This window comes from Mycobacterium lehmannii (assembly GCF_001499925.1).
GTDB classification, from domain to species: domain Bacteria; phylum Actinomycetota; class Actinomycetes; order Mycobacteriales; family Mycobacteriaceae; genus Mycobacterium; species Mycobacterium lehmannii.
This window is the reverse complement of sequence record NZ_LQIR01000036.1, coordinates 1-22,760: the sequence shown is the minus strand read 5'-3', so window position 1 is coordinate 22,760 and position 22,760 is coordinate 1. Positions and strand designations below refer to the sequence as shown.

At 68.5% G+C, this 22,760-nt stretch carries 21 protein-coding genes; 5 read left to right on the top strand and 16 right to left on the bottom strand.

Features of this window, described 5'->3' with window-relative positions:
- Both AU192_RS18910 and AU192_RS18905 read right to left on the bottom strand, forming a co-directional pair.
- Positions 1-554, bottom strand: a 554-nt coding sequence (locus AU192_RS18910) for an IS110 family transposase (RefSeq protein ID WP_165593256.1), incomplete at its 3' end; no start/stop codon positions are given.
- A gap of 173 nt (positions 555-727) precedes the next feature.
- Complete coding sequence (locus tag AU192_RS18905; protein ID WP_064398971.1) at positions 728-2,122, bottom strand: glycine--tRNA ligase; 1,395 nt, start codon at positions 2,120-2,122, stop codon at positions 728-730.
- Between the two features lie 156 nt (positions 2,123-2,278).
- Between AU192_RS18905 and AU192_RS18900 the strand changes: the two genes are divergently transcribed.
- Complete coding sequence (locus tag AU192_RS18900; protein ID WP_064398968.1) at positions 2,279-2,653, top strand: ArsR/SmtB family transcription factor; 375 nt, start codon at positions 2,279-2,281, stop codon at positions 2,651-2,653.
- Positions 2,650-3,060 (top strand): Fur family transcriptional regulator, encoded by a 411-nt coding sequence (locus AU192_RS18895; protein WP_064398965.1) that lies wholly within the window; start codon positions 2,650-2,652, stop codon positions 3,058-3,060. The genes AU192_RS18900 and AU192_RS18895 overlap by 4 nt, the downstream gene beginning before the upstream one ends.
- Here the strand turns inward: AU192_RS18895 and AU192_RS18890 are convergent.
- From AU192_RS18890 to recO, 3 genes are read right to left on the bottom strand one after another with little or no spacing between them, the layout of a single operon-like run.
- Positions 3,049-3,474 carry a hypothetical protein gene (locus AU192_RS18890; protein WP_064398963.1) on the bottom strand — a complete coding sequence of 142 codons (426 nt, stop codon included), beginning with the start codon at positions 3,472-3,474 and terminating at the stop codon, positions 3,049-3,051. The genes AU192_RS18895 and AU192_RS18890 overlap by 12 nt on opposite strands.
- A 48-nt stretch (positions 3,475-3,522) precedes the next feature.
- Positions 3,523-4,425 carry a decaprenyl diphosphate synthase gene (locus AU192_RS18885; protein WP_064398961.1) on the bottom strand — a complete coding sequence of 301 codons (903 nt, stop codon included), beginning with the start codon at positions 4,423-4,425 and terminating at the stop codon, positions 3,523-3,525.
- Positions 4,355-5,215: a DNA repair protein RecO gene (recO, locus tag AU192_RS18880; RefSeq protein WP_064398959.1), complete on the bottom strand. Its 861-nt coding sequence runs from the start codon at positions 5,213-5,215 to the stop codon at positions 4,355-4,357. The genes AU192_RS18885 and recO overlap by 71 nt, the downstream gene beginning before the upstream one ends.
- Positions 5,216-5,278: 63 nt before the next feature.
- Here recO and AU192_RS18875 point away from each other — a divergent pair, with 63 nt between their 5' ends.
- Both AU192_RS18875 and AU192_RS18870 read left to right on the top strand, forming a co-directional pair.
- Entirely contained in the window at positions 5,279-6,796 is a 1,518-nt protein-coding gene (locus AU192_RS18875) for an amidase (protein ID WP_064398957.1), read from the top strand.
- An 11-nt stretch (positions 6,797-6,807) separates the two neighbouring features.
- Positions 6,808-7,356, top strand: coding sequence for a CAP domain-containing protein (locus AU192_RS18870; RefSeq protein ID WP_064398955.1), 549 nt, complete (start codon positions 6,808-6,810; stop codon positions 7,354-7,356).
- Positions 7,357-7,360: 4 nt separating this feature from the next.
- On the opposite strand, the gene era is transcribed toward AU192_RS18870, so the two are convergent.
- The 8 genes from era to hrcA all read right to left on the bottom strand — a co-directional run bounded on the left by era (position 7,361) and on the right by hrcA (position 14,637).
- Positions 7,361-8,275: a GTPase Era gene (gene era / locus AU192_RS18865; RefSeq protein ID WP_064398953.1), complete on the bottom strand. Its 915-nt coding sequence runs from the start codon at positions 8,273-8,275 to the stop codon at positions 7,361-7,363.
- Positions 8,272-8,598 (bottom strand): hypothetical protein, encoded by a 327-nt coding sequence (locus AU192_RS18860; RefSeq protein WP_064398951.1) that lies wholly within the window; start codon positions 8,596-8,598, stop codon positions 8,272-8,274. Before AU192_RS18860 ends, era begins: the two co-directional genes overlap by 4 nt.
- A 6-nt stretch (positions 8,599-8,604) precedes the next feature.
- Positions 8,605-9,930: a hemolysin family protein gene (locus AU192_RS18855; RefSeq protein WP_064398949.1), complete on the bottom strand. Its 1,326-nt coding sequence runs from the start codon at positions 9,928-9,930 to the stop codon at positions 8,605-8,607.
- Entirely contained in the window at positions 9,927-10,463 is a 537-nt protein-coding gene (gene ybeY, locus AU192_RS18850; RefSeq protein WP_064398947.1) for an rRNA maturation RNase YbeY, read from the bottom strand. The genes AU192_RS18855 and ybeY overlap by 4 nt, the downstream gene beginning before the upstream one ends.
- Positions 10,464-10,471: 8 nt before the next feature.
- Entirely contained in the window at positions 10,472-11,515 is a 1,044-nt protein-coding gene (locus AU192_RS18845; RefSeq protein ID WP_064398945.1) for a PhoH family protein, read from the bottom strand.
- 105 nt (positions 11,516-11,620) lie between these two features.
- Complete coding sequence (locus AU192_RS18840; RefSeq protein WP_064398943.1) at positions 11,621-12,361, bottom strand: 16S rRNA (uracil(1498)-N(3))-methyltransferase; 741 nt, start codon at positions 12,359-12,361, stop codon at positions 11,621-11,623.
- Between the two features lie 65 nt (positions 12,362-12,426).
- Positions 12,427-13,572, bottom strand: a complete 1,146-nt coding sequence (gene dnaJ, locus AU192_RS18835; protein WP_064398941.1) for a molecular chaperone DnaJ — start codon at positions 13,570-13,572, stop codon at positions 12,427-12,429.
- A 33-nt stretch (positions 13,573-13,605) separates the two neighbouring features.
- Positions 13,606-14,637: a heat-inducible transcriptional repressor HrcA gene (gene hrcA / locus AU192_RS18830; RefSeq protein ID WP_064398940.1), complete on the bottom strand. Its 1,032-nt coding sequence runs from the start codon at positions 14,635-14,637 to the stop codon at positions 13,606-13,608.
- A 177-nt stretch (positions 14,638-14,814) separates the two neighbouring features.
- Between hrcA and AU192_RS18825 the strand changes: the two genes are divergently transcribed.
- The gene (locus AU192_RS18825; protein ID WP_064398938.1) at positions 14,815-15,150 is read left to right on the top strand and encodes a type II toxin-antitoxin system VapB family antitoxin; all 336 of its coding nucleotides are present in this window, start codon (positions 14,815-14,817) and stop codon (positions 15,148-15,150) included.
- A 7-nt stretch (positions 15,151-15,157) separates the two neighbouring features.
- On the opposite strand, the gene mbtG is transcribed toward AU192_RS18825, so the two are convergent.
- From mbtG to AU192_RS18810, 3 genes are all read right to left on the bottom strand, one after another.
- Positions 15,158-16,459, bottom strand: coding sequence for an NADPH-dependent L-lysine N(6)-monooxygenase MbtG (mbtG, locus tag AU192_RS18820; RefSeq protein ID WP_064398937.1), 1,302 nt, complete (start codon positions 16,457-16,459; stop codon positions 15,158-15,160).
- Complete coding sequence (locus AU192_RS18815; RefSeq protein ID WP_064398972.1) at positions 16,456-20,781, bottom strand: non-ribosomal peptide synthetase; 4,326 nt, start codon at positions 20,779-20,781, stop codon at positions 16,456-16,458. Before AU192_RS18815 ends, mbtG begins: the two co-directional genes overlap by 4 nt.
- 41 nt (positions 20,782-20,822) lie before the next feature.
- A partial coding sequence (locus AU192_RS18810) for a condensation domain-containing protein (protein WP_242656978.1) occupies positions 20,823-22,760 on the bottom strand: 1,938 nt, incomplete at its 5' end.

The following is a 22,760-nucleotide window of genomic DNA, read 5'->3' as shown; positions in this document are numbered from 1 at the left end:
GTCGACTCGGTAATCAACCGTTCGCGGCGTGCTCCGAGCTGACGCAGCCGCGCCCAGATCTGGTCGGCACGTTCAGGGATGTAACAGTTGAGCTGGGCCACCAGCCGCGCGATCACCATCGCGTCCTTGTCGTCGCTTTTATCGCGGGTGTAATCCTCGGTTTCGCGGGCCCGGCCCACCAACATCGGATTCACACACACAAAAGGCATGTCATGTTGGGCGGCAAGCTGTTCGAGTACCCGCCAACGATGACCGGTCGGTTCACAACCCACCGTCACACCGGCAAATCCGTGTTGAACGGCCACCCGACGGGCCCATCGCAGCACCGGCCCCAGATCCCAGGCCTTAGCCGAGACCCGCTGACGCGCCAGCACCCGCGAATCCAAATCAGTGAGCACCACCACCTGCTTCACATCAGCCAGATCAATACCCAACACGGCATAACCAACCGGCACCAACTCCCGCAACCGGGCCAATCGGGCGTTACGGCGTTTATCTCCACGCGACAAAGCCCTACTCTTAGACACGACGTCCTCCTCGTTGTCTTGGGACACCAAGCCCTCTAACGACAACAGGGGGACGTCGCACTTACCACGCACAACACGCGACATAGTTCTCTTACTACGCACGCTCGGCGATGAGTGAGCGTGCGTCTAGTACTCAATTTTCGCGGCGTGTCGTGGGCACACACGCACGCTCGCGGAAACGGGCTGGCGTGAACCCGCCGCTAGCAGCCTCTGAGACGGGCGCCGAGGTAGTCACTGACCTGATCGAGGGCGACCCGGTCCTGCGTCATCGCGTCGCGCTCACGGACGGTGACGGCCTGGTCCTCGAGTGTGTCGAAGTCAACCGTCACGCAGAACGGGGTACCGATCTCGTCCTGGCGACGGTAACGCCGCCCGATCGCGCCCGCGTCGTCGAACTCGACGTTCCAGCACTTACGCAATTCGGTGGCCAGGTCGCGCGCCTTCGGCGAGAGCGCCTCGTTGCGCGACAGCGGCAGCACCGCGGCCTTGACCGGCGCGAGCCGCGGATCCAGCCGCAACACCGTGCGCTTGTCGACGCCGCCCTTGGCGTTGGGCGCCTCGTCCTCGGCGTAGGCATCGACGAGGAACGCCATGAACGACCGCGTCAGACCGGCCGCCGGCTCGATCACATAGGGGACGTAGCGGGTGTCGTTGGCCTGGTCGTAGTAGGACAGGTCGGCACCGGAATGCTTTGTGTGCGTGGATAAGTCGAAATCAGTACGGTTCGCGACACCCTCCAGCTCCCCCCACGGGTTTCCCTGGAAGCCGAACTTGTACTCGATGTCGACGGTGCGGTCGGAGTAGTGCGACAGCTTCTCCTTCGGGTGCTCGTAGAGCCGGAGATTGTCGCGGTCGATGCCCAGTTCGACATACCACTGCAGCCGCTCGTCGATCCAGTACTGGTGCCACTCGCGTGCGGTCGACGGTTCGACGAAGAACTCCATCTCCATCTGCTCGAACTCGCGGGTTCGGAAGATGAAGTTGCCCGGCGTGATCTCGTTGCGGAAACTCTTGCCGGTCTGGGCGATGCCGAACGGCGGCTTCTTGCGTTGCGTGGTCACTACGTTGGCGAAGTTGACGAAGATGCCCTGCGCGGTCTCCGGCCGCAGATAGTGCAGACCCTCTTCGCTCTCGATCGGACCGAGGTAGGTCTTGAGCATCATGTTGAAGTCGCGCGGTTCGGTCCACTGTCCCTTGGTCCCGCAGTCCGGGCACGCGATCTCGGTCATCTCCACGGATTCGGGTTCGCTGATCCCCTTCTTTTCGGCGTACGCCTCCTGCAGGTGGTCCTGCCGATGCCGCCTGTGACAGTTGAGGCACTCGACCAGCGGATCGTTGAACACGTCGACGTGTCCGGACGCCACCCACACCTCGCGGGGCAGAATGATCGACGAGTCCAGGCCCACCACGTCGTCGCGGCTGGTGACCACCGACCGCCACCACTGGCGCTTGATGTTCTCCTTGAGTTCCACGCCGAGCGGGCCGTAGTCCCACGCCGACTTGGTGCCGCCATAGATCTCCCCCGCCTGGTAAACCAGCCCGCGCCGTTTGGCCAGGTTCGCAACGGTGTCGATGATCGAGGAAGAGTGAGCCACGACTGCATAGCCTAGCGACACGCTCACCGCCGCCGAGCGACCGCATTTGCACGGCGACACGCCGCGATTTCGCGGACAGACGCGGTCGCCCGCGGCAATTGGGGCAGCCGTATCCCAACGTTGACATGCATAGAAGCGCATGTATTGTTGGCCGTAATGAAAATCGTTTCCACTTTGGCGGACGGACACGTCGCCACCGGGGACGCCCACGACCACGGCGGCGCACCGTATCCCGCCCTGCCACCGCGCAACGTGCTCGACACCTCCGGCGACCTGCTGCGCGCGTTGGCCGCTCCGGTGCGGATCGCGATCGTGCTGCAGCTGCGGGAGTCGGCGCGCTGCGTGCACGAGCTCGTCGACGCGCTGGCGGTGCCCCAGCCGTTGGTCAGCCAGCACCTGCGCATCCTGAAGGCCGCCGGCGTCGTCGCCGGTGAACGGTCCGGGCGGGAGGTGATGTACCGCCTCGTCGATCATCACCTCGCCGACATCGTCGTCGCGGCGGTCACGCACGCGGCCGAGGCCGACGAGTGAACACGACCGGTGTGCGCGCGACGAGGCAACGCGCAGCCATCGCAGACCTGCTGGAGAACGTCGACGAATTCCGTTCGGCCCAGGAACTGCACGACGAGCTTCGCCGGCGCGGCGAAGGCATCGGGCTGACCACCGTCTACCGCACGCTGCAACAGATGGCGGCCGCAGGCGTCGTCGACACGCTGCGCACCGACACCGGCGAGTCGGTGTACCGCCGCTGTTCGGAGGACCACCATCACCACCTGGTCTGCCGCGCGTGTGGTTCGACGGTGGAAATCCAGGGCGGCGACGTCGAGGCCTGGACCGCCGACATCGCCCGACAGCACGGCTTCTCCGACGTCAGCCACACGATCGAGATCTTCGGCGTCTGCGGGCAGTGCGCGACGACGAACGGTTCAGCCGACTAGCGCACGGCGCACCTCGGCGCCGGTGGCGAGCACCATGAGGATCAGCGTGCGCAGCGCGTCATCGGTCAGCCCGGCGGCCGGAAAGTTGTAGCGCAGCAGCACATCCGCGGCCTTCTTGGAGTTGCGCTTGGCGCCGGCGGCGATCTGCGCTGGCGCGCTCTTGGAGGCCAGCGACACCGTGCCCAGCAGCGTGTTGTGGGCGTGTTCGGCGACCGCGGCGCGCAGCTTGGCATCCAGCGGCAGATCCCAGGCCAGAATCTGGGTCAGCGACACCAATTCCAGGCCTTCGGCGACCGCGACCGTGCGCAGCGAGGCGAAGGTCTCGTCGTGGTGGACGGTGACCGCCCCGTCGTCCTCTCGCGTCACGGGCACCACGCCCTCGAGGATCTCGCCGAGCCGCTCCTGCATTGCCATCACGCTCTCCCGCTCAGGTACATCATTCAGGCTCGCCGCTCAGGTACGTCATTCGGCCCGGCCGAAGCGACGGTTGCGGTTGACGTACTCCTCGCAGGCGGCCCACAGGTCGCGGCGGTCGTAGTCCGGCCACAACTTGTCCTGGAACACGAACTCGGCGTAGGCGGCCTGCCAGAGCAAGAAGTTGCTGGCGCGCTGCTCCCCCGAGGTCCGGATGAACAGGTCGACGTCGGGGATGTCGGAGCGGTGTAGGTGCTTGGCGAACGTCGCCTCGCTGATGCGGTCCGGCTTGATCCTGCCGTCGGCGGCCAACCGCGCGAGCTCGCGCGTCGCCTCGACGATCTCGGTGCGTCCGCCGTAGTTGACGCAGTAGTTGATCGTGATGACGTCGTTGCCGACGGTCATCTGCTCGGCGATGTCGAACTCCTTGATCACGCTGCGCCACATGCGGGGCCGCGAGCCGACCCAGCGCATCCGCACGCCCATGTCGTTGAGGTTCTCCCGGCGGCGACGCACCACCTCCCGGTTGAAGCCCATCAGGAAGCGCACCTCTTCGGTGCTGCGTTTCCAATTCTCGGTGGAGAACGCGTACACCGTCAGGTGTTTGATGCCGATTTCGATTGCACCGCAGGTGATGTCGATGAGGACGGCCTCGCCCATCTTGTGTCCCTCGGTGCGGTGCAGGCCACGCTGGGTGGCCCAGCGCCCGTTGCCGTCCATGACCACGGCGACGTGCTTGGGCACCTGATCGGCAGGGATGCGCGGCGCGGCCTCCTTCGACGTGTGCTGGGGCGGGCGCGCGAACCGGCCGTTGGTTCCTGCAGGAATATCAGGAAAGACGACGGGCCACGTCGACTTGTCCGGGAACGTGGGATAGTCGTCAGGCGCCGGAGGCAGCTGTGGGTAGGTCGGCGGAGCCTTCTTCCTCCGCCCATCCCGTTCGCTCGCCATGTGGCACATCCTGCCCGACCACCGACGCGTGCTGCTCGCCGACACTCCTATCCACCCGGTACACCCGTTCCACCAGCGGCAACGTCCGCAATTGGCGCTCCAGATGCCACTGCAAATGCGCGGCCACCAGCCCGCTGGCCTGGCTGCGGTGCGACGCCGTCGACGTCTCGGCGTACTCCCAGTCCCCGTCGTGTAGCGCGGCCATCAGGTCCAACACGGCCTGGGGCGGCGTCGCCGATCCGGAGGGTCGGCAGTGCACGCACACGCTGCCCCCGGCCGCCACGTGGAACGCCCGGTGGGGGCCAGGGGCAGCGCAGCGGGCGCATTCGGTCAACGCCGGTGCCCAGCCCGCGATCCCCATGGCGCGCAACAGGTACGCATCCAACACGAGCTCACGGGGCCGGCCGCCGTCGGCCACCGCCCGCAACGCGGCCACCGTCAGCCGGTGCAGCGCGGGCATCGGCGCGCGTTCCTCACCGGCCAGGCGCTCCGCGGTCTCCAGCACCGCGCAGGCGCAGGTGTAGCGGCCGTAGTCGCTGACGATGTCGGAGGCGAACGCGTCGATGGCCTGCACCTGGGTGACGATGTCGAGGTTGCGGCCCGGGTGCAGCTGAACGTCGATGTGCGCGAACGGCTCCAGCCTGGCACCGAACTTGCTGCGGGTGCGCCGCACCCCCTTGGCCACCGCCCGCACCAACCCGTGATCGCGGGTGAGAAGAGTCACGATGCGGTCGGCCTCGCCGAGCTTGTGCTGGCGCAGCACCACCGCCCGGTCCCGATACAGCCGCATCGGTTCAGTCTCCCACTGCGGTCCGTCAGATTCCGATCCGCACCGCCGATAAGCTTCTACTCGATGGTCAAAAACGCGCGATTCCCCACCCTCACTCAACAGCTCTTCCAGCTCGCGAGCGGCTCCATGACGTCGGTGAAACTGGTTCAGCGCTCGCTCGACGCCATCGCGGCCAGCCAACCGACGCTCAACGCGTTCCGCGTGGTGTTCACCGAGCAGGCCCTCATCGACGCCGCAGCCGCGGACCGCAAACGCGCCGCAGGCCAGGATCTTTCGAAGTATCCCCTGCTGGGCATCCCGATCGCGGTCAAGGACGACGTCGACGTCGCGGGCCATCCGACCCGGTTCGGCGCCGACGGCAATGTCCGCCCCGCCACCCGGGACGCCGAGGTGGTGCGGCGGTTGAAGGCGGCGGGCGCGGTCATCGTCGGCAAGACCAACACCTGCGAACTCGGTCAGTGGCCGTTCACCAGTGGACCCGCCTTCGGCCACACCCGCAACCCGTGGTCACGCGACCACACCCCCGGCGGTTCATCCGGCGGCAGCGCCGCCGCGGTGGCGGCCGGGCTGGTGACCGCCGCGATCGGCTCCGACGGGGCGGGCAGCGTGCGCATCCCAGCCGCGTGGACGCATCTGGTCGGCATCAAACCACAGCGCGGCCGGATCTCGACGTGGCCGCTGCCCGAGGCGTTCAACGGGATCACGGTCAACGGCGTGCTGGCACGCACCGTCGCCGATGCGGCGCTGGTGCTCGACGCCGCGTCCGGCAACGTCGCAGGCGATCGCCATCAGCCCCCACCGGTCAAGGTTTCGGAGTACGTGGCGCAGGCGCCCGGCCCCCTGCGGGTCGCGATGTCGACGAAGTTCCCGTTCACGGTGTTCCGCGCCAAGCTGCACCCGGAGATCCAGGCGGCGATGTCGGTCGTCGCCGCTCAGCTCGAGGACCTCGGGCACAGCGTCTTTGGCGCCGATCCGGACTACAGCCTCGAGATGTCATGGAACTTCCTGTCCCGGTCGATGTCGGGACTGCTGGAGTGGGCCGACCGGCTCGGCCACGGCGTCACGCTCGACAAGCGGACCAAGGCCAACCTGCGCACCGGCCGGTTGCTGTCGGAGCACGTGCTGCGCAAGGCCCGCGGCCGCGAGGCCCGCGCGCATCGCCGCATCGGATACATCTTCAACATCGCCGATGTGGTGCTGGCCCCCACGACCGCGCAGCCGCCGCCCAAAGTGCACGAGTTCGATGAGCTCGGCGGGCTGGCCACCGACCGCACGATGATCAAGGCGTGCCCGGTGACCTGGCCGTGGAATCTGCTGGGCTGGCCGTCGATCAACGTGCCCGCCGGGTTCACCTCCGAAGGCCTGCCGATCGGCGTTCAGCTGATGGGCCCGGCCAACAGCGAGCCGTTGCTGATCTCGCTGGCCGCGGAGTTGGAGGCGATCAACGGCTGGACGGTGCGCCAGCCCGAGCCGTGGTGGTTTCCCGCACCCGCCCCTGACCCCGAGCCCGCGGCATCCGACAAGCCGGTAGCGGCCTCCGACCGGCGCGAACCCGAGGACGTCTCCGACGAGGTCGCGTAGAGTCTCCCGGCATGAGGGCGCTGGGTTATGCGTGCGCGTTACCGGTTCTGGGGCTGGTGGGCGGCTTGGTGACCGGGGTTCCGACCGCGGCCGCTGACAACAAGCGGTTCAACGACGGTGTGGTGGCCAACGTCTACACCATTCAGAAGCAGGCCGGCTGCGACACCGACATCAAGATCAACCCGAAACTTCGCCTGGCCGCTGAATGGCACACCAACGACGTGCTCAACAACCGCGCGCTGGGCGGCGATATCGGCTCGGACGGCAGCACGGTCGCCGACCGTGCGCGCAACGCCGGCTACGCGGGCCCGGTGACGGAGACGGTGGCCATCAACCCCGCGCTGGCGATGAGTGGCATCGAGTTGCTCAACCAGTGGTATCACCGGCCGGACTACAAGGCCATCATGGCCGACTGTTCGAACGTCGACATCGGCGTGTGGTCGGCCAACGCGCTCGATCGCACGGTGGTGGTGGCGGTTTACGGCAAGGGCGACGGCGCCCCACCGGCACACGGCCCGGGACGGCCGTTCGGGGAGCCCGGCTCGGGCGCCCAGAGCTGACGCGTTAGAAGCCCAGGCGGCCCAGTTGTTTCGGGTCGCGTTGCCAGTTCTTGGCGATCTTGACTCTCAGGTCGAGATAGACCTTGGTGCCCAGCAGCTTTTCGATCTGCTGGCGCGCGGCGGTGCCGACCTCGCGCAGCCTGGCGCCGCCCTTGCCGATGACGATGCCCTTCTGGCTCTCGCGTTCGACGAACAGGATCGCGTGGACGTCGATCAGCTCGCCCTGCTCCGGGGTGCGGCCCTCGCGCGGGGTGACCTCATCGATGACGACGGCCAGCGAGTGTGGTAGTTCGTCGCGCACGCCTTCGAGCGCGGCCTCGCGGATCAGCTCGGCCATCAGGGTCTCCTCCGGCTCGTCGGTGAGCTCGCCGTCGGGGTAGAAGGCCGGTCCCGGCGGTAGTTCGGAGGCGAGCACGTCGACGAGCACGTCGAGGTTGTCCCCCGCGGTCGCCGACACCGGCACGATCTCCACGTCGGGTCCGACCAGCCCGCTGACCGCCACCAGTTGCGCCGCGATGCGGTCCTTGGGCACCTTGTCGATCTTGGTGACGATCGCGACCAGTGTGGTCTTGGGTGCGACCGCGCGGATCTGGTCGTGGATCCAGCGGTCGCCGGGACCGATCCTCTCGTCGGCGGGGATGCACCATCCGATGACGTCGACCTCGGAGTAGGTGTCCTTGACCAGGTCGTTGAGCCGCTGCCCGAGCAGCGTGCGCGGGCGGTGCAGCCCCGGGGTGTCCACGAGCACGATCTGAAAGTTCTCGCGGTGCACGATTCCGCGAATGGTGTGCCGGGTGGTCTGCGGGCGGTTCGACGTGATCGCTACCTTGGCGCCGACCAGCGCGTTGGTCAGCGTCGACTTTCCGGTATTGGGCCGGCCGACGAAACAGACGAAGCCCGAACGGAACTCGTCGCTCATGGGTTTCGCACCGGGCGCCCGGATCGGTCTGTGACGATCACCGTCGCGTCCGCGGACAGCTCGTGCACCGCGGCTACACCCGCGTCGTCGGCCGGGCCGCCGAGCACCACTGCGGCCTCCAGCCCGGTCGCGCCACTCGACACCGCTGCGGCCACGGCGGCCTGTAATGCGGTCAGCTCCAACGCCGTCAGCGCCACCGGTGCCGCCGCGTAGGTGCGGCCGTCACGGTCGCGGACAGCGGCGCCGCTGCCGGCCTCGGCCCGCGCCATCGCCCCGCGCGCCAGCGTCACGAGCTTGGCGTCCTCACTGTCGAGGTCAGTCATCGTGCCTCACCGCTCCTCGCGTACGCGCTCATCGTCATCACCGCCGTCGTCTTCTCTTTGCGGAGTCTCGGTGCGGCTGACCAGAACCGTGCCGATGCGCACCCGCCCGCGGGGGTCCGGCCCGCCTTCGGCCTGCAGTCGCAGCCCATCCCACGTCACCTCGGCGCCCGGAAGCGGGACGCGGCCGAGTTCCAGCGCGACGAGACCGCCGACGGTGTCCACATCGAGGTCGTCGTCGAACTCGATGTCGTAGAGCTCGCCGAGGTCCTCTATCGGCAATCGGGCCGAGACGCGATAGCGGTTGTCGCCCAAGTCTTCTACGGGCACCACTTCGCCGGCGTCGTACTCGTCGACGATCTCGCCGACGATCTCCTCGAGGACGTCCTCGATGGTGACCAGGCCGGCGATCGCGCCATACTCGTCGACCAGCAGAACCATGTGGACGCGGTCGCGCTGCATCTCGCGCAGCAACTCGTCGAGCGGCTTGGAATCCGGTACGAACACCGTGCGCCGCATGACATCGGAGACCTTGGTGCCGCGACCGCCGTCGGTTGAGTAGTACGTCCGCTGCACGAGGTCTTTGAGGTAGACGACGCCGACGATGTCGTCGACGTTCTCGCCGATCACCGGGATCCGGGAGTGGCCGCTGCGCACCGCCAGTGAGGTCGCCTGCCCTGCGGTCTTGTCGCTTTCGATCCACACCATCTCGGTGCGCGGCACCATCACCTCGCGTGCCGGGGTGTCACCGAGTTCGAACACCGACTGGATCATCCGCCGCTCGTCGTCGGCCACCACACCGCGCTGCTGGGCCAGGTCGACCACCTCGCGCAGTTCGATCTCGGAGGCGAACGGGCCGTTGCGGAATCCGCGGCCAGGTGTCAGCGCGTTACCGAGCAGCACCAGCAACCGGCTGATCGGTGTCAGCAGCACCGAAAGGGCTTGCAGCGGAAGGGCCGCGAGCAGGGCGATCGTGTAGGCGTGTTGTCTGCCGAGCGTGCGCGGGCCGACGCCTATCACGACGAAGCTGACCACCACCATGATCGCGGCGGCGACGAACAACCCCCACGTGACGCCGAGATGCCCATCGAGATAGGCGGCCAACAACACCGTCGGCCCGACCTCGCAGGCGATGCGCAGCAACACGATCAGGTTGATGTAGCGGGGACGCTCGGCCATCACCCTGGCCAGCCGCACCGCTCCCGGTCGTTCCTCGCGGACGAGTTCCTCGACGCGCGCCATCGACACCGTGCTCAAGGCCGCGTCGATCGCCGCGAACACCCCGCCGAAGAAGACGAGGACGATCGCGAAGATCAGCTGTCCGACGCCGGTCACAGTTCGTCGAAGTATCGCGAGTTGTCGAGGAGTCGGCGTTCCTTCTCGGACTGGCGGTCGTGGTGGTAGGCCTCGACCTGGTCGGCGACCCACTCCTCGAGCAGTTGACGCTGCAAGGTGAACATCTCTTTTTCCTCGGCGGGCTCGGCGTGGTCGTAGCCCAGCAGGTGCAAAACCCCGTGCACGGTGAGCAACGCCAGCTCCTGGCCCAGCGAATGCCCGGCCGCAGCGGCCTGGTCTGCGGCGAACTGCGGGCACAGCGCGATGTCACCCAACATGGCCGGACCCGGCTCGGGTGCGTCGGGCCGACCGCCCGGCTCCAGCTCGTCCATCGGGAAGCTCATGACATCGGTGGGGCCCGGCAGATCCATCCACCGCATGTGCAGATCGGCCATCGCGGCGGTGTCGAGCAGCACCATCGACAGTTCGGCCGCGGGGTTGACCTTCATCTTGCGGATGACGAAGCGGGCGACGCTGATCAGTTCCTCTTCGGAGACGTCGATGCCCGACTCGTTGGACACCTCGATGCTCATATCGACCGCTACCGTCGGGCACGGCCGCCGGAGGCGCGGCGCTGGGCACGGTTGAGCTGCGTGGGCTCGTCGTGTCGCGCGTACGCGTCGACGATCTCCGACACCAGCCGGTGCCGCACGACGTCGGCGCTGGTGAGCTCGGCGAAGTGGATGTCGTCGATGCCGTCGAGGATCCGCATCGCCGCGTGCAGGCCCGAAGCGGCCCCTCCGGGCAGGTCGACCTGCGTGATATCGCCCGTCACAACGATTTTCGAGTTGAAGCCGAGCCGGGTCAGAAACATCTTCATCTGCTCGGCGGTGGTGTTCTGCGCCTCGTCGAGGATGATGAAGGCATCCGAAATCGTTCTGCCCCTCATGTACGCCAGCGGCGCAACCTCGATCACCCCGGCGCTCATCAGCTTCGGGATCAGCTCGGGGTCCATCATGTCGTGCAGCGCATCGTAGAGCGGGCGCAGATACGGGTCGATCTTCTCGCTCAACGTGCCGGGCAGGAAGCCGAGCCGCTCACCGGCCTCCACTGCCGGCCGGGTGAGGATGATCCGCGACACCTGCTTGGACTGTAAAGCGTTGACGGCCTTGGCCATCGCCAGATACGTCTTACCGGTGCCCGCGGGACCGATGCCGAACACGATGGTGTGCGCGTCGATGGCGTCGACGTAGCGCTTCTGGTTCAGCGTCTTGGGCCGGATGGTCTTACCGCGCCGCGACAGGATGTCGAGGGTGAGCACCTCGGCGGGCGACTCGTTCCCGGTTCCGGTGAGCATCCCGACGCTGTGCCGCACGACGTCGGGGTTCAGGGCCTGGCCGTTGCCCACGATCGCGATCAGCTCGGAGATCACCCGTTCGGCGAGCGCGACGTCGGCGGGTTCACCGGACAGGGTCAGCGCGTTGCCGCGCACATGGATGTCGGCCGCCAGGACGCGCTCGAGCGCGCGCAGATTCTCGTCGGCGGAACCCAGTAGGCCCACGACGAGGTCGGGCGGAATGTTGATGCTGCTGCGTACCGACTCAGAAGACTGATCAGAGTCAGCGGTCGTCTCGCGGGGCGTCAAGAGGGTTCAGTGCCTGCTTTCTGGTTCTGGCCTGGCCGTTGCTGATGTCTGTTCACAGTTTACCGCTGGTCAGCGACACGACCCAATGCTTAAGGCGTCCGCCCATCACGACCACCGTTCGGTCAGCACGCCCAGCGCCCCCAGCGCAACAGCCGCGGCGGTAGAGGTCCGCAGCACCGTGGGCCCCAGCCGCACGGCCGTCGCACCCGCATCGCACAGCGCGGCCAGCTCGTCGTCGGCGATGCCGCCTTCCGGTCCCACCACCACGACCACCGCATCGGCCGCGGCGACCGGCGCATCGGCGAGTCGCTGCGTCGCCGATTCGTGCAACGCGAGCACGACGGCGTCTCGGCCCCCGAGTCCGTCGACCAGCTGGGTGGTCGAGACCGGGCCGCTGACCTCGGGGATGCGGGCCCGCCGCGACTGCCGGGCCGCCGAGCGGGCCACCGCACTCCAGCGGCGCAGACCTTTTTCGGCCTTGGGCCCGGAGTCCCACCGAGCCACGCATCGGGCGGCCTGCCAGGCCACGAACACGTCCGCGCCCGCCTCGGTGGCCAATTCGATCGCCAACTCCGAGCGATCCGACTTGGGCAGCGCCTGCACGACGGTCACGGTCGGTGACGGGGGCGGTACGAAACGCCGGTCCAGCACCCGCGCCGTCAACCTGCCCTTCGCCACCTCGTCGACCTCGCAGTGCGCGAGCTCTCCGGCGCCGTCGCTGAGCTGTAGGCGTTCACCGGGCCGGATTCGGCGCACATTGGCCGCATGGAAACCCTCGTCGCCCTCGACGACCGCGAACTCACCGACCCCAGGCAGGGCGTCGACGTAGAACAGCGCCGCGGACATCGCGTTACCGAGGCGTCCGGGTCGGATTCTGTGGCCGGGTCGTCATCCGAGCGCGATCGCGGCCGTCAACGGCCGCTGAACGTCTCACGCAGCCGGCTGAACAGCCCGCCGCCGCTCGCGGCCGTCGGCTGCGCCGAGCGCACCTCGGCGACGTCGCGGGCGCGCTTGGCCTTGAGCTTGCGCAGCAGTTCGGCGTCCTCGTTGTCCAGCCGCGACGGCACCACGACATCGATGTGGGCGTGCAGGTCACCGCGGACCCCGGAGCGCAGATGCGGCATTCCGTGGCCGCGCAGCGTGACGATGGCGCCGGGCTGTGTGCCGGACGGGATCGCGATCTCGGTCGGGCCGTCGAGGATCGCGTCGACGGTGACGGAGGTGCCCAGCGCCGCGTCGACCATCGGCACCGAGATCGTGCAGTGCAGATCGTCGCTGTCGCGCATAAAGGTGGCGTGCGGCTGCTCGTGCACCTCGACGTACAAGTCGCCCGCGGGTCCACCGCCGGGTCCGACCTCGCCCTGTGCCGCCAGCCGCACCCGCATGCCGTCGCCGACACCTGCTGGGATCTTCACGCTGATCTCCCGGCGGGCGCGCACGCGGCCGTCACCGCCACAGCGATGGCAGGGGTCTGGGATGACCTCACCGACGCCGCCGCACACCGGACAGGGCCGCGACGTCATGACCTGGCCCAGCAGCGAGCGCTGAACCGTCTGGATCTCGCCGCGGCCGCCACAGGTGTCGCAGGTCATCGGGGCGGAGTTGCCATGTGTGCCCTTGCCGTGGCACAGGTCGCACAGCACCGCGGTGTCGACGGTGACCTGCTTGGTCACGCCTGTCGCGCACTCCGACAGGTCCAACCGCATCCGCAGCAGCGAATCCGACCCGGGCCGCACCCGGCCGATCGGCCCGCGGGTGGTCGCGCCGCCGCCGAAGAACGCCTCGAACACGTCGCCAAGGCCCCCGAAGCCACCGGAAAAACCGGCGCCGTTCGCCGCCGACTCCAGCGGGTCGCCGCCGAGATCGACAATGCGGCGCTTCTCCGGATCGCTGAGCACCTCGTAGGCGGCGCTGATGTCCTTGAACCGGGCCTGAGCGGCTTCGTCCGGATTGACGTCGGGATGCAGTTCGCGCGCCAACCTGCGATAGGCGCGCTTGATCTCCGCATCCGACGCGCCCTTGCTCACGCCGAGCAGCCCGTAATAGTCGCGTGCCACGCTGACTTGCCTGACCTTCCACCTGTGCCGGGTCTACCGGCTGCCTAAGACTTCCCCGATATAGAGAGCAACCGCAGCGACATTAGCGATAGTTCCCGGATAGTCCATTCGGGTGGGCCCTAACACACCCATGCCGCCGTACACCTTGCCCGAACTGCCGTACGCGGTCGTCACCACCGACGTACCGGCCATCTCCTCGGCCTCGGTTTCGTGGCCGATGCGCACGGTCACCTTGCCGGCCTCCTGCTGCGCCGCCAGCAGCCGCAGCACCACCACCTGCTCCTCGAGCGCCTCGAGCACCGATCGCAGGGAGCCGCCGAAGTCGGCGGTGTTGCGGGTGAGGTTGGCGGTGCCTCCCAGCAGCAGCCGCTCCTCGCGGTGCTCGACGAGCGTCTCGACCAGCACGGTGGCCGACCGGCCGACCGCGTCGGCGAGCCCGCCGTGCCCGTGCAGCTGGGAGGCCAGGTCTGCGACGGCCACCGATGCGGCCGCCAGCGGTTTGCCCTCCAGGGCCTGACCGAGCAGGTCGCGCAGCTTGCTCACGTCGTGCTCATCGAGCGTGTCGCCCAGCTCGACCATGCGCTGGTCCACCCGGCCGGTGTCGGTGATCACCACCAGCAGCAGCTTGGCCGGGGTGAGCGCGACCACTTCCAGGTGGCGCACCGTGGAGGTGGACAGCGTCGGGTACTGCACGATCGCGACCTGGCGCGTCAGCTGCGCGAGCAGGCGCACGGCGCGGCGCAACACATCGTCGAGATCGACGCCGGATTCGAGGAACGACAGGATCGCGCGACGTTCCGACGAGGACAGCGGTTTGATGTCGTCGATCCTGTCAACGAACTCGCGGTAGCCCTTCTCGGTGGGCACGCGCCCGGAGCTGGTGTGGGGCTGGGCGATGTAGCCCTCGGCCTCCAGCACCGCCATGTCGTTGCGCACGGTCGCACTGGACACCCCGAGGTTGTGCCGCTCGACGAGCGTCTTCGACCCGATCGGCTCCTTGGTGGCCACGAAGTCGGCGACGATCGCGCGCAGCACCTCGAACCGGCGGTCGTCGGCGCTACCCATGTTGCTCACCTACCCCTCGAATCGCGTTGTCACCCATTTTAGGGGCACCAACAGCGCCGATAGCGCGTGCGCGGCTCTTCGACACGTGCAACAGGCGCGATCGCGGTGCATTAGCCTTGCTACTTGTTGTCACAGTCCGGGGAGGACTCGGGGGACGACTCGAAGGACGCTGGCCCGATGATCTTCAAGGGAGTCAGGGAGGGTAGGCCCTACCCCGAGCACGGGTTGTCCCACCGCCAATGGGCGCAGATCCCCCCGCGCCAGATCCGCCTCGACGAGTTGGTCACCACCACTACGGTGCTCGCGCTCGACCGACTGCTCTCCGAGGATTCGACGTTCTACGGCGACCTGTTCCCGCACGCGGTGCGGTGGAAGGGCGTCATCTACCTCGAAGACGGGTTGCACCGCGCGGTGCGGGCCGCGTTGCGCAACCGCACGGTGCTGCACGCGCGCGTGTTCGACATGGACGTTCCGTCCCCGGCTGACGCGTGGGCCCAGGCGCGACAGGTTTAGAACCGCCTCACCGAACTGATTGACGCTCATGCCCTTTCGGTGACGCGCCGGTGGCCTCGCCCAGGTCGGCGCCAAGGATGCGGTCCGACAACAGACCCAGACACGACAGATTGGGAAAGCCCGGCCCCTGCGTGAGTCCCGACAGACCCGGCAGGAAGAGCTTGGGCCGCAACCCGGAGACGGCGAGGTCGTCGCCGATGGCCTCCTGCAGCACATCCGGGGTCAGCGGCGCGCCGAGGCCGAGTTCCAGCAGATCCAATGCGTCCTGGCCGAGCAGTGGCACGAACCACATCGCGTCGGCACCCGAGCCGTCGATGACGAGGTCGAAACCGTGCACCGTCTCGAGCGATTCGCCGCCCTGAGTTGTGCTCAGCGTCAACCGGATACGGCCTTCGCGGGCGACCGCGTGCGCGACCCGGCCCCGCAGGTGGCGGATCCGGTCGTCGGCGAGCAGCGCCTCCTGCACGCGAGCGGAGAACACCCCGCGGTCGGTACGTAACAGCGCGTCGCGGCGCTCCGTCATGGTCAGGCTGGTCCAGCCGGTGGGGTCGGAGAACAGCGTGTTCTCGAAGAATCCTTCGCCTCGGGTGAACAGGGTCACCTGCGGCGAGATCACCGTGATCGTCGAAACCCGATGCCGGAACAGCTCGTTGAGCATCGACGCCGCGGTCTCTCCCCCGCCGATGACCGCCACGCGTTCGGCGCGGATCAGCTCGTACTGCGCCGCGCGATGCCAGAACTGCGCGATCGACAGTACCCGCGGATTGCCCGGCAGGATCGAGCGCTCCGGCTGACCGGGGCCCGTGATCATCAGGCCATCGGCCGTCACGGTGCGGTCGGGCGTCTGCAGCGCCCACCGCGGCTCACCGGATTCGGTGTCGACCGAGATGCCGCGCACCTCGCCGCGAACCACGTTCATCTCGACGTTGCCCGCGACCCAGCGCAGGTACTGGCTCCACCTGCGATGGGTGGGGGCGGGCCGTCCGCGGTCGACCCACTCGGCGAACTGGCCCGTCGAGATCAGGTACTGCTGCCAGCTGTGCCGCGTCATGCGCTCGTCGAGTTCGGCGTTGCGCCGCGGCACCAGGGCCGAGCGGTACGGGAAGCCGACGTCCTTCTCCGGGCTCGTGCCCAACCGGTGCTGCCCGTCGGTCCAACCGCCGTCGGCCTGCCAGTTGGCGGCCACGCCGGTCTTCTCGACGGCGACGACCTCGGGCACGTCGATGCCCATGTCGCGAAGTTCGGCGGCCTTGGCGGCGACGGCGACGGCCTTGGCGCCCGCACCCACCACCGCAAGTGTCCGGCTCATGAAACGACCTCTCGTAGCGATTCCAGCCACATCGTCTGCAGTGCGGCGACATCGTCGGCGGACAGAATCTCGGGAAGCGTGCGCCATTGCGTGCCCAGCACCGGCGCGTCGCTGTCGCCGAGTACGGCGGCGAGCACGGTCAGTTCGTGCCGGACCGCCAGCCGCGGTTCGGGCAGCGGCGACACCCCCGCCAGCAGTTTCCGGTCCGGACGCAGCGCACCGCCGTCGAACCCCGCGTGCACCCGGCCCAGGAAGTTGAGCAACACTTGCGGTTCGGGCAGCGCCGCCAGGCGTTCGGCGGTGTCGGGCCGCAGATAGCGCAGCAGCCCGTAATCGATGCCGTCACCCGGAATCTCGCCCACATCGCGGGCGGTCTGCACACGCAGCGGGTAGATCGCGGTGAGCAGGCCGACGGTGTCGGAGGTGTCGACGGTGTCGATCAGGTTGTCGGCGCGGCCGTGTGTCTCCAGGGCCAACAGCGGCGGCGGGGTGCCCTGGCCGCGGTGCAGCCGCCAGCGGGTGACGGTGCGCGCCGCCGCGGCAGCCAGCAGGTGCGGCGCGGGTTCGGAGGCGTTGAGCAACCGCAGGGTGAGGTCTGTGTCGGTCACCGCCATCGAGACGACGACGTCGCCGACCCGATCGGTCTGCGGGCGCAGCCTGCGGGCGCCGAGCGGTGGGTCCTCGCCGTCGAGTTGAGCCGCCCAGAAGTCGGCCGTGTCAAGCGTGTACGCCCGCTCGCGCAGCAGCCTCGACCAGCGCCGGTAGCTGGTGTGCTCGCGGATGGGCGCCGGTTCGCGGCCCGATGCGATGGTGTGCCAGGCCGCGTCGAGTTCGGCCAACAGGATCCGCCAGGACGCCGGGTCCGCGGCCAGCACATGGGCGGTCAGCAGCAGGATGCCGGGCCCGCTGGGCGGGTGCAGCCACACCGCGGCGAGCATCGAACCCAGTTCGGGGTCAAGGCGTTCCACCGACCGATGGGCGTGTTCGGCCACGGCTGCGACGAGGGCTTCGTCCGTGTCGTCGTCCACGGGCACCTCGGTCAGCAGATCTTGTGGCTCGTGCTCGACGAGCGTCATCGTCTGCCGGTCGATCCGGCTTCGCAGTATCGGATGTCCGCCGACCACGGCGCGCAGAATCTGCTCGAGTCGATCTCGGGTGACGCCGTCGGGCAACCGGATGGCCTCGGTCTGCGCCAACCGTCGCGGTTCGCCGTGTTCGTAGAGCCAGTGCGCGCTGGGCAGCACGGGCGTCGGACCGTCGGGGTCGTCGTCGTGCTCGGCGAGCGCCGACTCGTTCTCGATGGCCTCGGCGAGCTCACGCAATGTCGCGCACTCCAGCATCAGCCTGGCGCGCAACGGGATTCCACGCCTGCGGGCGGCCTGCACCACCGACAGCGCGACGATGCTGTCCAGGCCGAGGGCCAGAAGATCCGCGTTGACATCGATGGTGGTGACGTCGGGGCTTTCAAGCAACTCGCAGAGCACTGCGGCCAGCGCCTTCTCGGTCTCGGTCTCCGGCGCGGTCGAGGGCCCCTCGGCGACGGCGATCGCAGTCAGTGCGGCCTCGTCGACCTTGCCATGCGTGGTCAGCGGCATCTGGTCGATGACCACGATCGAGTGCGGAACCATATAGCGCGGCAGGCGTTTTGACACCATGGCGCGCAACTCGGAGGCCGCCGGCGCAGGTTCGGCGGCGACGAACGCCACCAGTTGTGCGCCCCACCGTTGCTGGCGCACCATGACGTGGGCGTGGCGCACCGCGGGATGGCTGTGCAGGACCGCCGAGATCTCGCTCGGCTCCACCCGGAAGCCACGAATCTTCACCTGCGCGTCGGAGCGCCCGAGGAACTCCAGCGCGCCGTCGGGTTGGCGCCGCACCACGTCACCGGTCCGGTACATGCGCTCGCCGTGCCTGAACGGGTCGGCGACAAACCGGCGGGCGGTCTCGCCGAACCGGCCCAGGTAGCCGCGCGTCAGTTGGCCGCCCGACAGGTACAACTCGCCCGGCACACCGTCGGGTACCGGTCGCAGCCACGAATCCAGCACGTAGGCCCTGCTGGGCGACGTGGGATGCCCGATGGTCGGCTGGTCGTGTTCGGCGATCGTGGCGACGACGGCTTCGACGGTGGTTTCGGTTGGGCCGTAACAGTTGTAGGCCGCCATGCCGGTGCGCGCGCATTCGTCGCGGATCAGGTTCCACGCCGGGATGCCGACGGCCTCCCCGCCGAGTGCGAGCACCCCGAGCGGCACCGTCGTCAGCAGTCCGACCGCGTGCAGCTGGGCGAACATCGACGGGGTGGTGTCGATCAGGTCGATCCCGTACCGGCCAATCGTTTCGACCAGCGCCTCGGCGTCACGCTGGATGTGGTCGTCGACGATGTGCACCGCATGGCCGTCGAGCAGGGCGGCCAGCGGCTGCCATGCGGCGTCGAACGTGAACGACCAGGCGTGGGCCACCCGCAGCGGGTGACGAAGCCGCGCCGCCGCGGGGCGCAGCACATTTCGGGCGTGGTCCTCGGCGTAGGCCAGTAGCGCCTGGTGGGTCCCGATGACCCCCTTGGGCCTGCCGGTGGTGCCGGAGGTGAACACCATGTAGGCGGCCTGACCCGGCAGCGCGGTCACCGGCCGGAAGTCCTCGGCGGTTTCGGACGGGACCTCGGCGAGCATCTCGTCGTCGACGACGACGGCCGCAGCGCACTGGTCGAGGATGTCGGCGATCCGCTCGGCAGGCATCCCGGGGTCCAGCGGCACGATCACACCACCTGCCTTGAGCACCGCCAGCATCGCGACGACGTACTGCGGTCCTCGCGAAAGGCGGATCGCGACAGGGGTTTCGGCGTGTACACCCTTGGCCCATAGCGCGGCGGCGAGCTGATCGGCCGCCTCGTCGAGTTGTCGGTAGGTCAGCTCACCGCCGGACCAACTCAGCGCCGGTGAACCCAACCGCGCGCTTGCGGCTTCGGCGAACGCGGTGTGCACGCCGAGATGTTCGCTCGCCGGCGCAGGCTCAGCGGTTGCGATAGCGCCCTCGCCGTCAAGCAGGGTATTGACGTCGCGCAGCGGCCGATCCCAGCCGGTGATCAGTCGCTGTGTGGTGGTGAGCAACCGATGCCCGAGCGACTCGGGAGTCATCTGGCCCAGCGCCCCTTCGACGACTTCGACCAGGACAGTGAGCTGATCGTCGTTCATGTGCGCGGCAATGGTGACCGGGAAGTGCGACACGCTCTCCAGCGCAGCAGGCCGGAATGTCGCGCCGTTGGCCTCGAAGTCGCCGCCACCGACCAGGCCGCCGGGCGGGAAGTTCTCGTACACGAGAAGGGTGTCGTACATCTCGCCGATGCCACCCAGGGCCCGCAGTTCGTTGTGGGGCAGGTATCCGTGGTCGCGCAGCTTGGCCGCTTCGCGTTGCAGCGCAACGCATTGGGCGCCCACTCGGGCCGTCGGGTCCAACCGGACCCGCAGCGGCACCGTGTTGATGAAAAGCCCGACCATGGTCTCCACGCCCGCCAACTCGCCGGGGCGTCCGGACACCGTCACACCGAACACCACATCGGAGCGGTCGGTGAACGCCGAGAGCACTGCGGCCCAAGCCATCTGGACCAGGGTGTTGACCGTGACACCGCGGGACCGGGCGGCCTCGGCCAACTGCTGCGTAGCGTCCCGATCCAGGCGCAGCTCGGTACGGTGCGGTTCACCGGTGGGCGGCTCCCCGGAGGTGAGAGCGGGTGTGACGAGCGTCGGGGCGTCGAGGCCGGCGAGGTGCTCACGCCACAGCGCGCGGCTGGTCTCCTGATCGCGGCCGGCCAGCCATCCGATGTAGTCGCGGTACGGGCGCGGCGGCGGTGGGAGTACGGACGGGTCGCCGCCCGAGCGGTACAGCGAGATCAGCTCGCCGACGAACAGCGGCAGCGACCACCCGTCGATGATGATGTGGTGGGCCACGACGACAAATCGCCAGTGCGATTCGGGCACCTCGATCAACAGGAACCGGATCGCCGGTCCACGCGCGAGGTTGAACGGCCTGCGATATTCATCGGTCTCGAGCGCCTCGACCTCGTCGGCCGCCGCGGTGATGTGACGCCACGGCACGTCGACGCGGTTCGGCACAATCTGGACCGGTTTGCTCTGCGCCCGAACGAAACTCGCCCGCAGGTTGGGGTGGCGGGCGAGCATCGTGGCCGCGCACTCGCGCAGTAGGCCCGCGTCCAGCGATCCGGTGACATCGGCCGCCATGGTGATGACATACGGGTCCTCGCCGCCATCTTCGGCGCTGCTCAGCTGCGCCAGCGAGAACAGCCCCTGCTGAAGCGGGCTGAGCGCCATCACGTCCTCGATGGCGACCTTTGGTTCGGCCTGCGTCGAGGTCACGGTGCGCCCTCTTGGGACGCCGACCACATCGACGTGACCGCCGCCAGTTCGTCGGCCGACAGGCCCGAGGCCGCCATCGGCTCGTGATGGACGTCGGGTGTCTCCGTCTCCGCGCCACCGTCCACCTTGGCAGCCAGGTCGTGGATCGTGGGGTGCTCGAACACCATTCGCGCAGTGACCGCCAGCCCGACATCGCGCGCCCGGGCGGCGAGCTGAACCGCGAGAATGGAATCGCCACCGAGCTCGAAGAAGTCGTCGGTGCGGTTCACCTCGGGCACGTTGACGACCTCGGCGAGCAGCGATGCCAGCACGCGTTCGGTTTCGGTGCGCACGGGTTCGGCCGGCCCGGCAGGCGTCGCCGGGCGACGCGCCTCGACGGCCTCGATGTACTCCAGTTCACCCTCGACGGTCCAGCGCCCACGTCTGCCCGTCGCACGCAGGTCGGCGCCCGTCTCGTCGACGACGTGCTCGTAGACGTCGCCGACCACGCCGATCGCGACCGGGTCGCGCCAGCCGTCGAGCACGCTGGCCGATGCCGCCGCGCTGAACCGCTGCACCAGCCGGCGCTCTTCGCCGTCGGCGATCTGCACGTCGCGCACCCGTTGACCGGGATCGTCGGCGAAGGCGGCCAGCACACGATTCAGCCACCCGACGAACCGTTCGGCGGTGCTGCGCCGATACAGGTCGGTGCGGTAGATGACGTGGCCGCGGTAGCCGTCGTCGGCGCCGAAGAAGTTCACCGACAAATCGGCGTGCGCGACGTCGAACGGGGGCTCGAGCGCGGTGAACGTGGTGTCGCCGTCGGGCCGCGATTCGATCACCTGGTCGGCGGGCAGCGCCTCCCGCACGTGCACGACGACACCGAACAAGGGGTTGCGCGACAGCGACCGCGCCGGGCTGACCGCATCGACCACCTGGTCGAACGGCAGGTCCTGGTGGGCGTATGCCTGAAGCGCGGTGTCGCGGGCCCGGCGCAGCACCTCGCGCAGCGTCGGGTTGTCGGTCAGATCGTTGCGCAGCACCACGATGTTGATGAAGAAGCCGACGAGCTGGTCGAGTTCGGCCTCGGTGCGGCCCGCGACCGGGGTGCCCAGTGGAATGTCCGGGCGCTCACCGGCTTTGTGCAGCGCGACCGCCACGGCCGCCTGCAGCAGCATGAACTCGGTGACGCCGAGCTCCTGGCTCAGTTCGGCGAGCTTGCCGCGGGTGGCGGCGTCGATACCGAACTCGACGGCGTCCCCTTCCCCGCTGAGCACCGGCGGGCGCGGGAAATCCGGGGTCAGGCCCGGATCCTCGTGCAGACCGCCCAACTGCTCGCGCCAGTAGTCGCGCTGCGCCGCGACGGGCCCGTCGGTTTCGCCGAGCAGCGCCGCCTGCCACGCCGCGTAGTCCGCGTACTGGACCGGCAGCGGCGCGAAACCCGGTGCCTCACCGGCCCGCCTGGCCCGGTAGGCCGTCAGCAGGTCGGTGAACAACACCATCGCCGACCAGTGGTCGGCGGCGATGTGATGCACCACCAGCGAGACCACGTGCGCGTCCGGCGTTGCGAGCACGGCCGCGCGAACGGGTGGGTCGGCTTCCAGGTCGAAGACGTGCCTGCGCTCCTTGCCGAGTTCGGTGTCCAGCCACTCGTCGTCGGCGCCGTGGGCGCGGCGCACCGCGACCTCCAGATCGTCGTTGACGATCTGGTATGGCGCACCGTCGATTTCACGGTAGGTCGTGCGCAGCACCTCGTGCCGGGCCACCACGTCGCGTACCGCGTGCACGAACGCGTCGGCGTCGCACGGCCCGTTGATGCGGGCCGCGAACGGGATGTTGTTGACCGGACTCGGTCCGTCGATGCGGTACTGGAACCACATCCGCAGCTGCGAGGCCGACGCGTTCGTGCACGCGGTACGCGACGTGGTGGCCCGGCACGAGGTGCTGCGCACGAC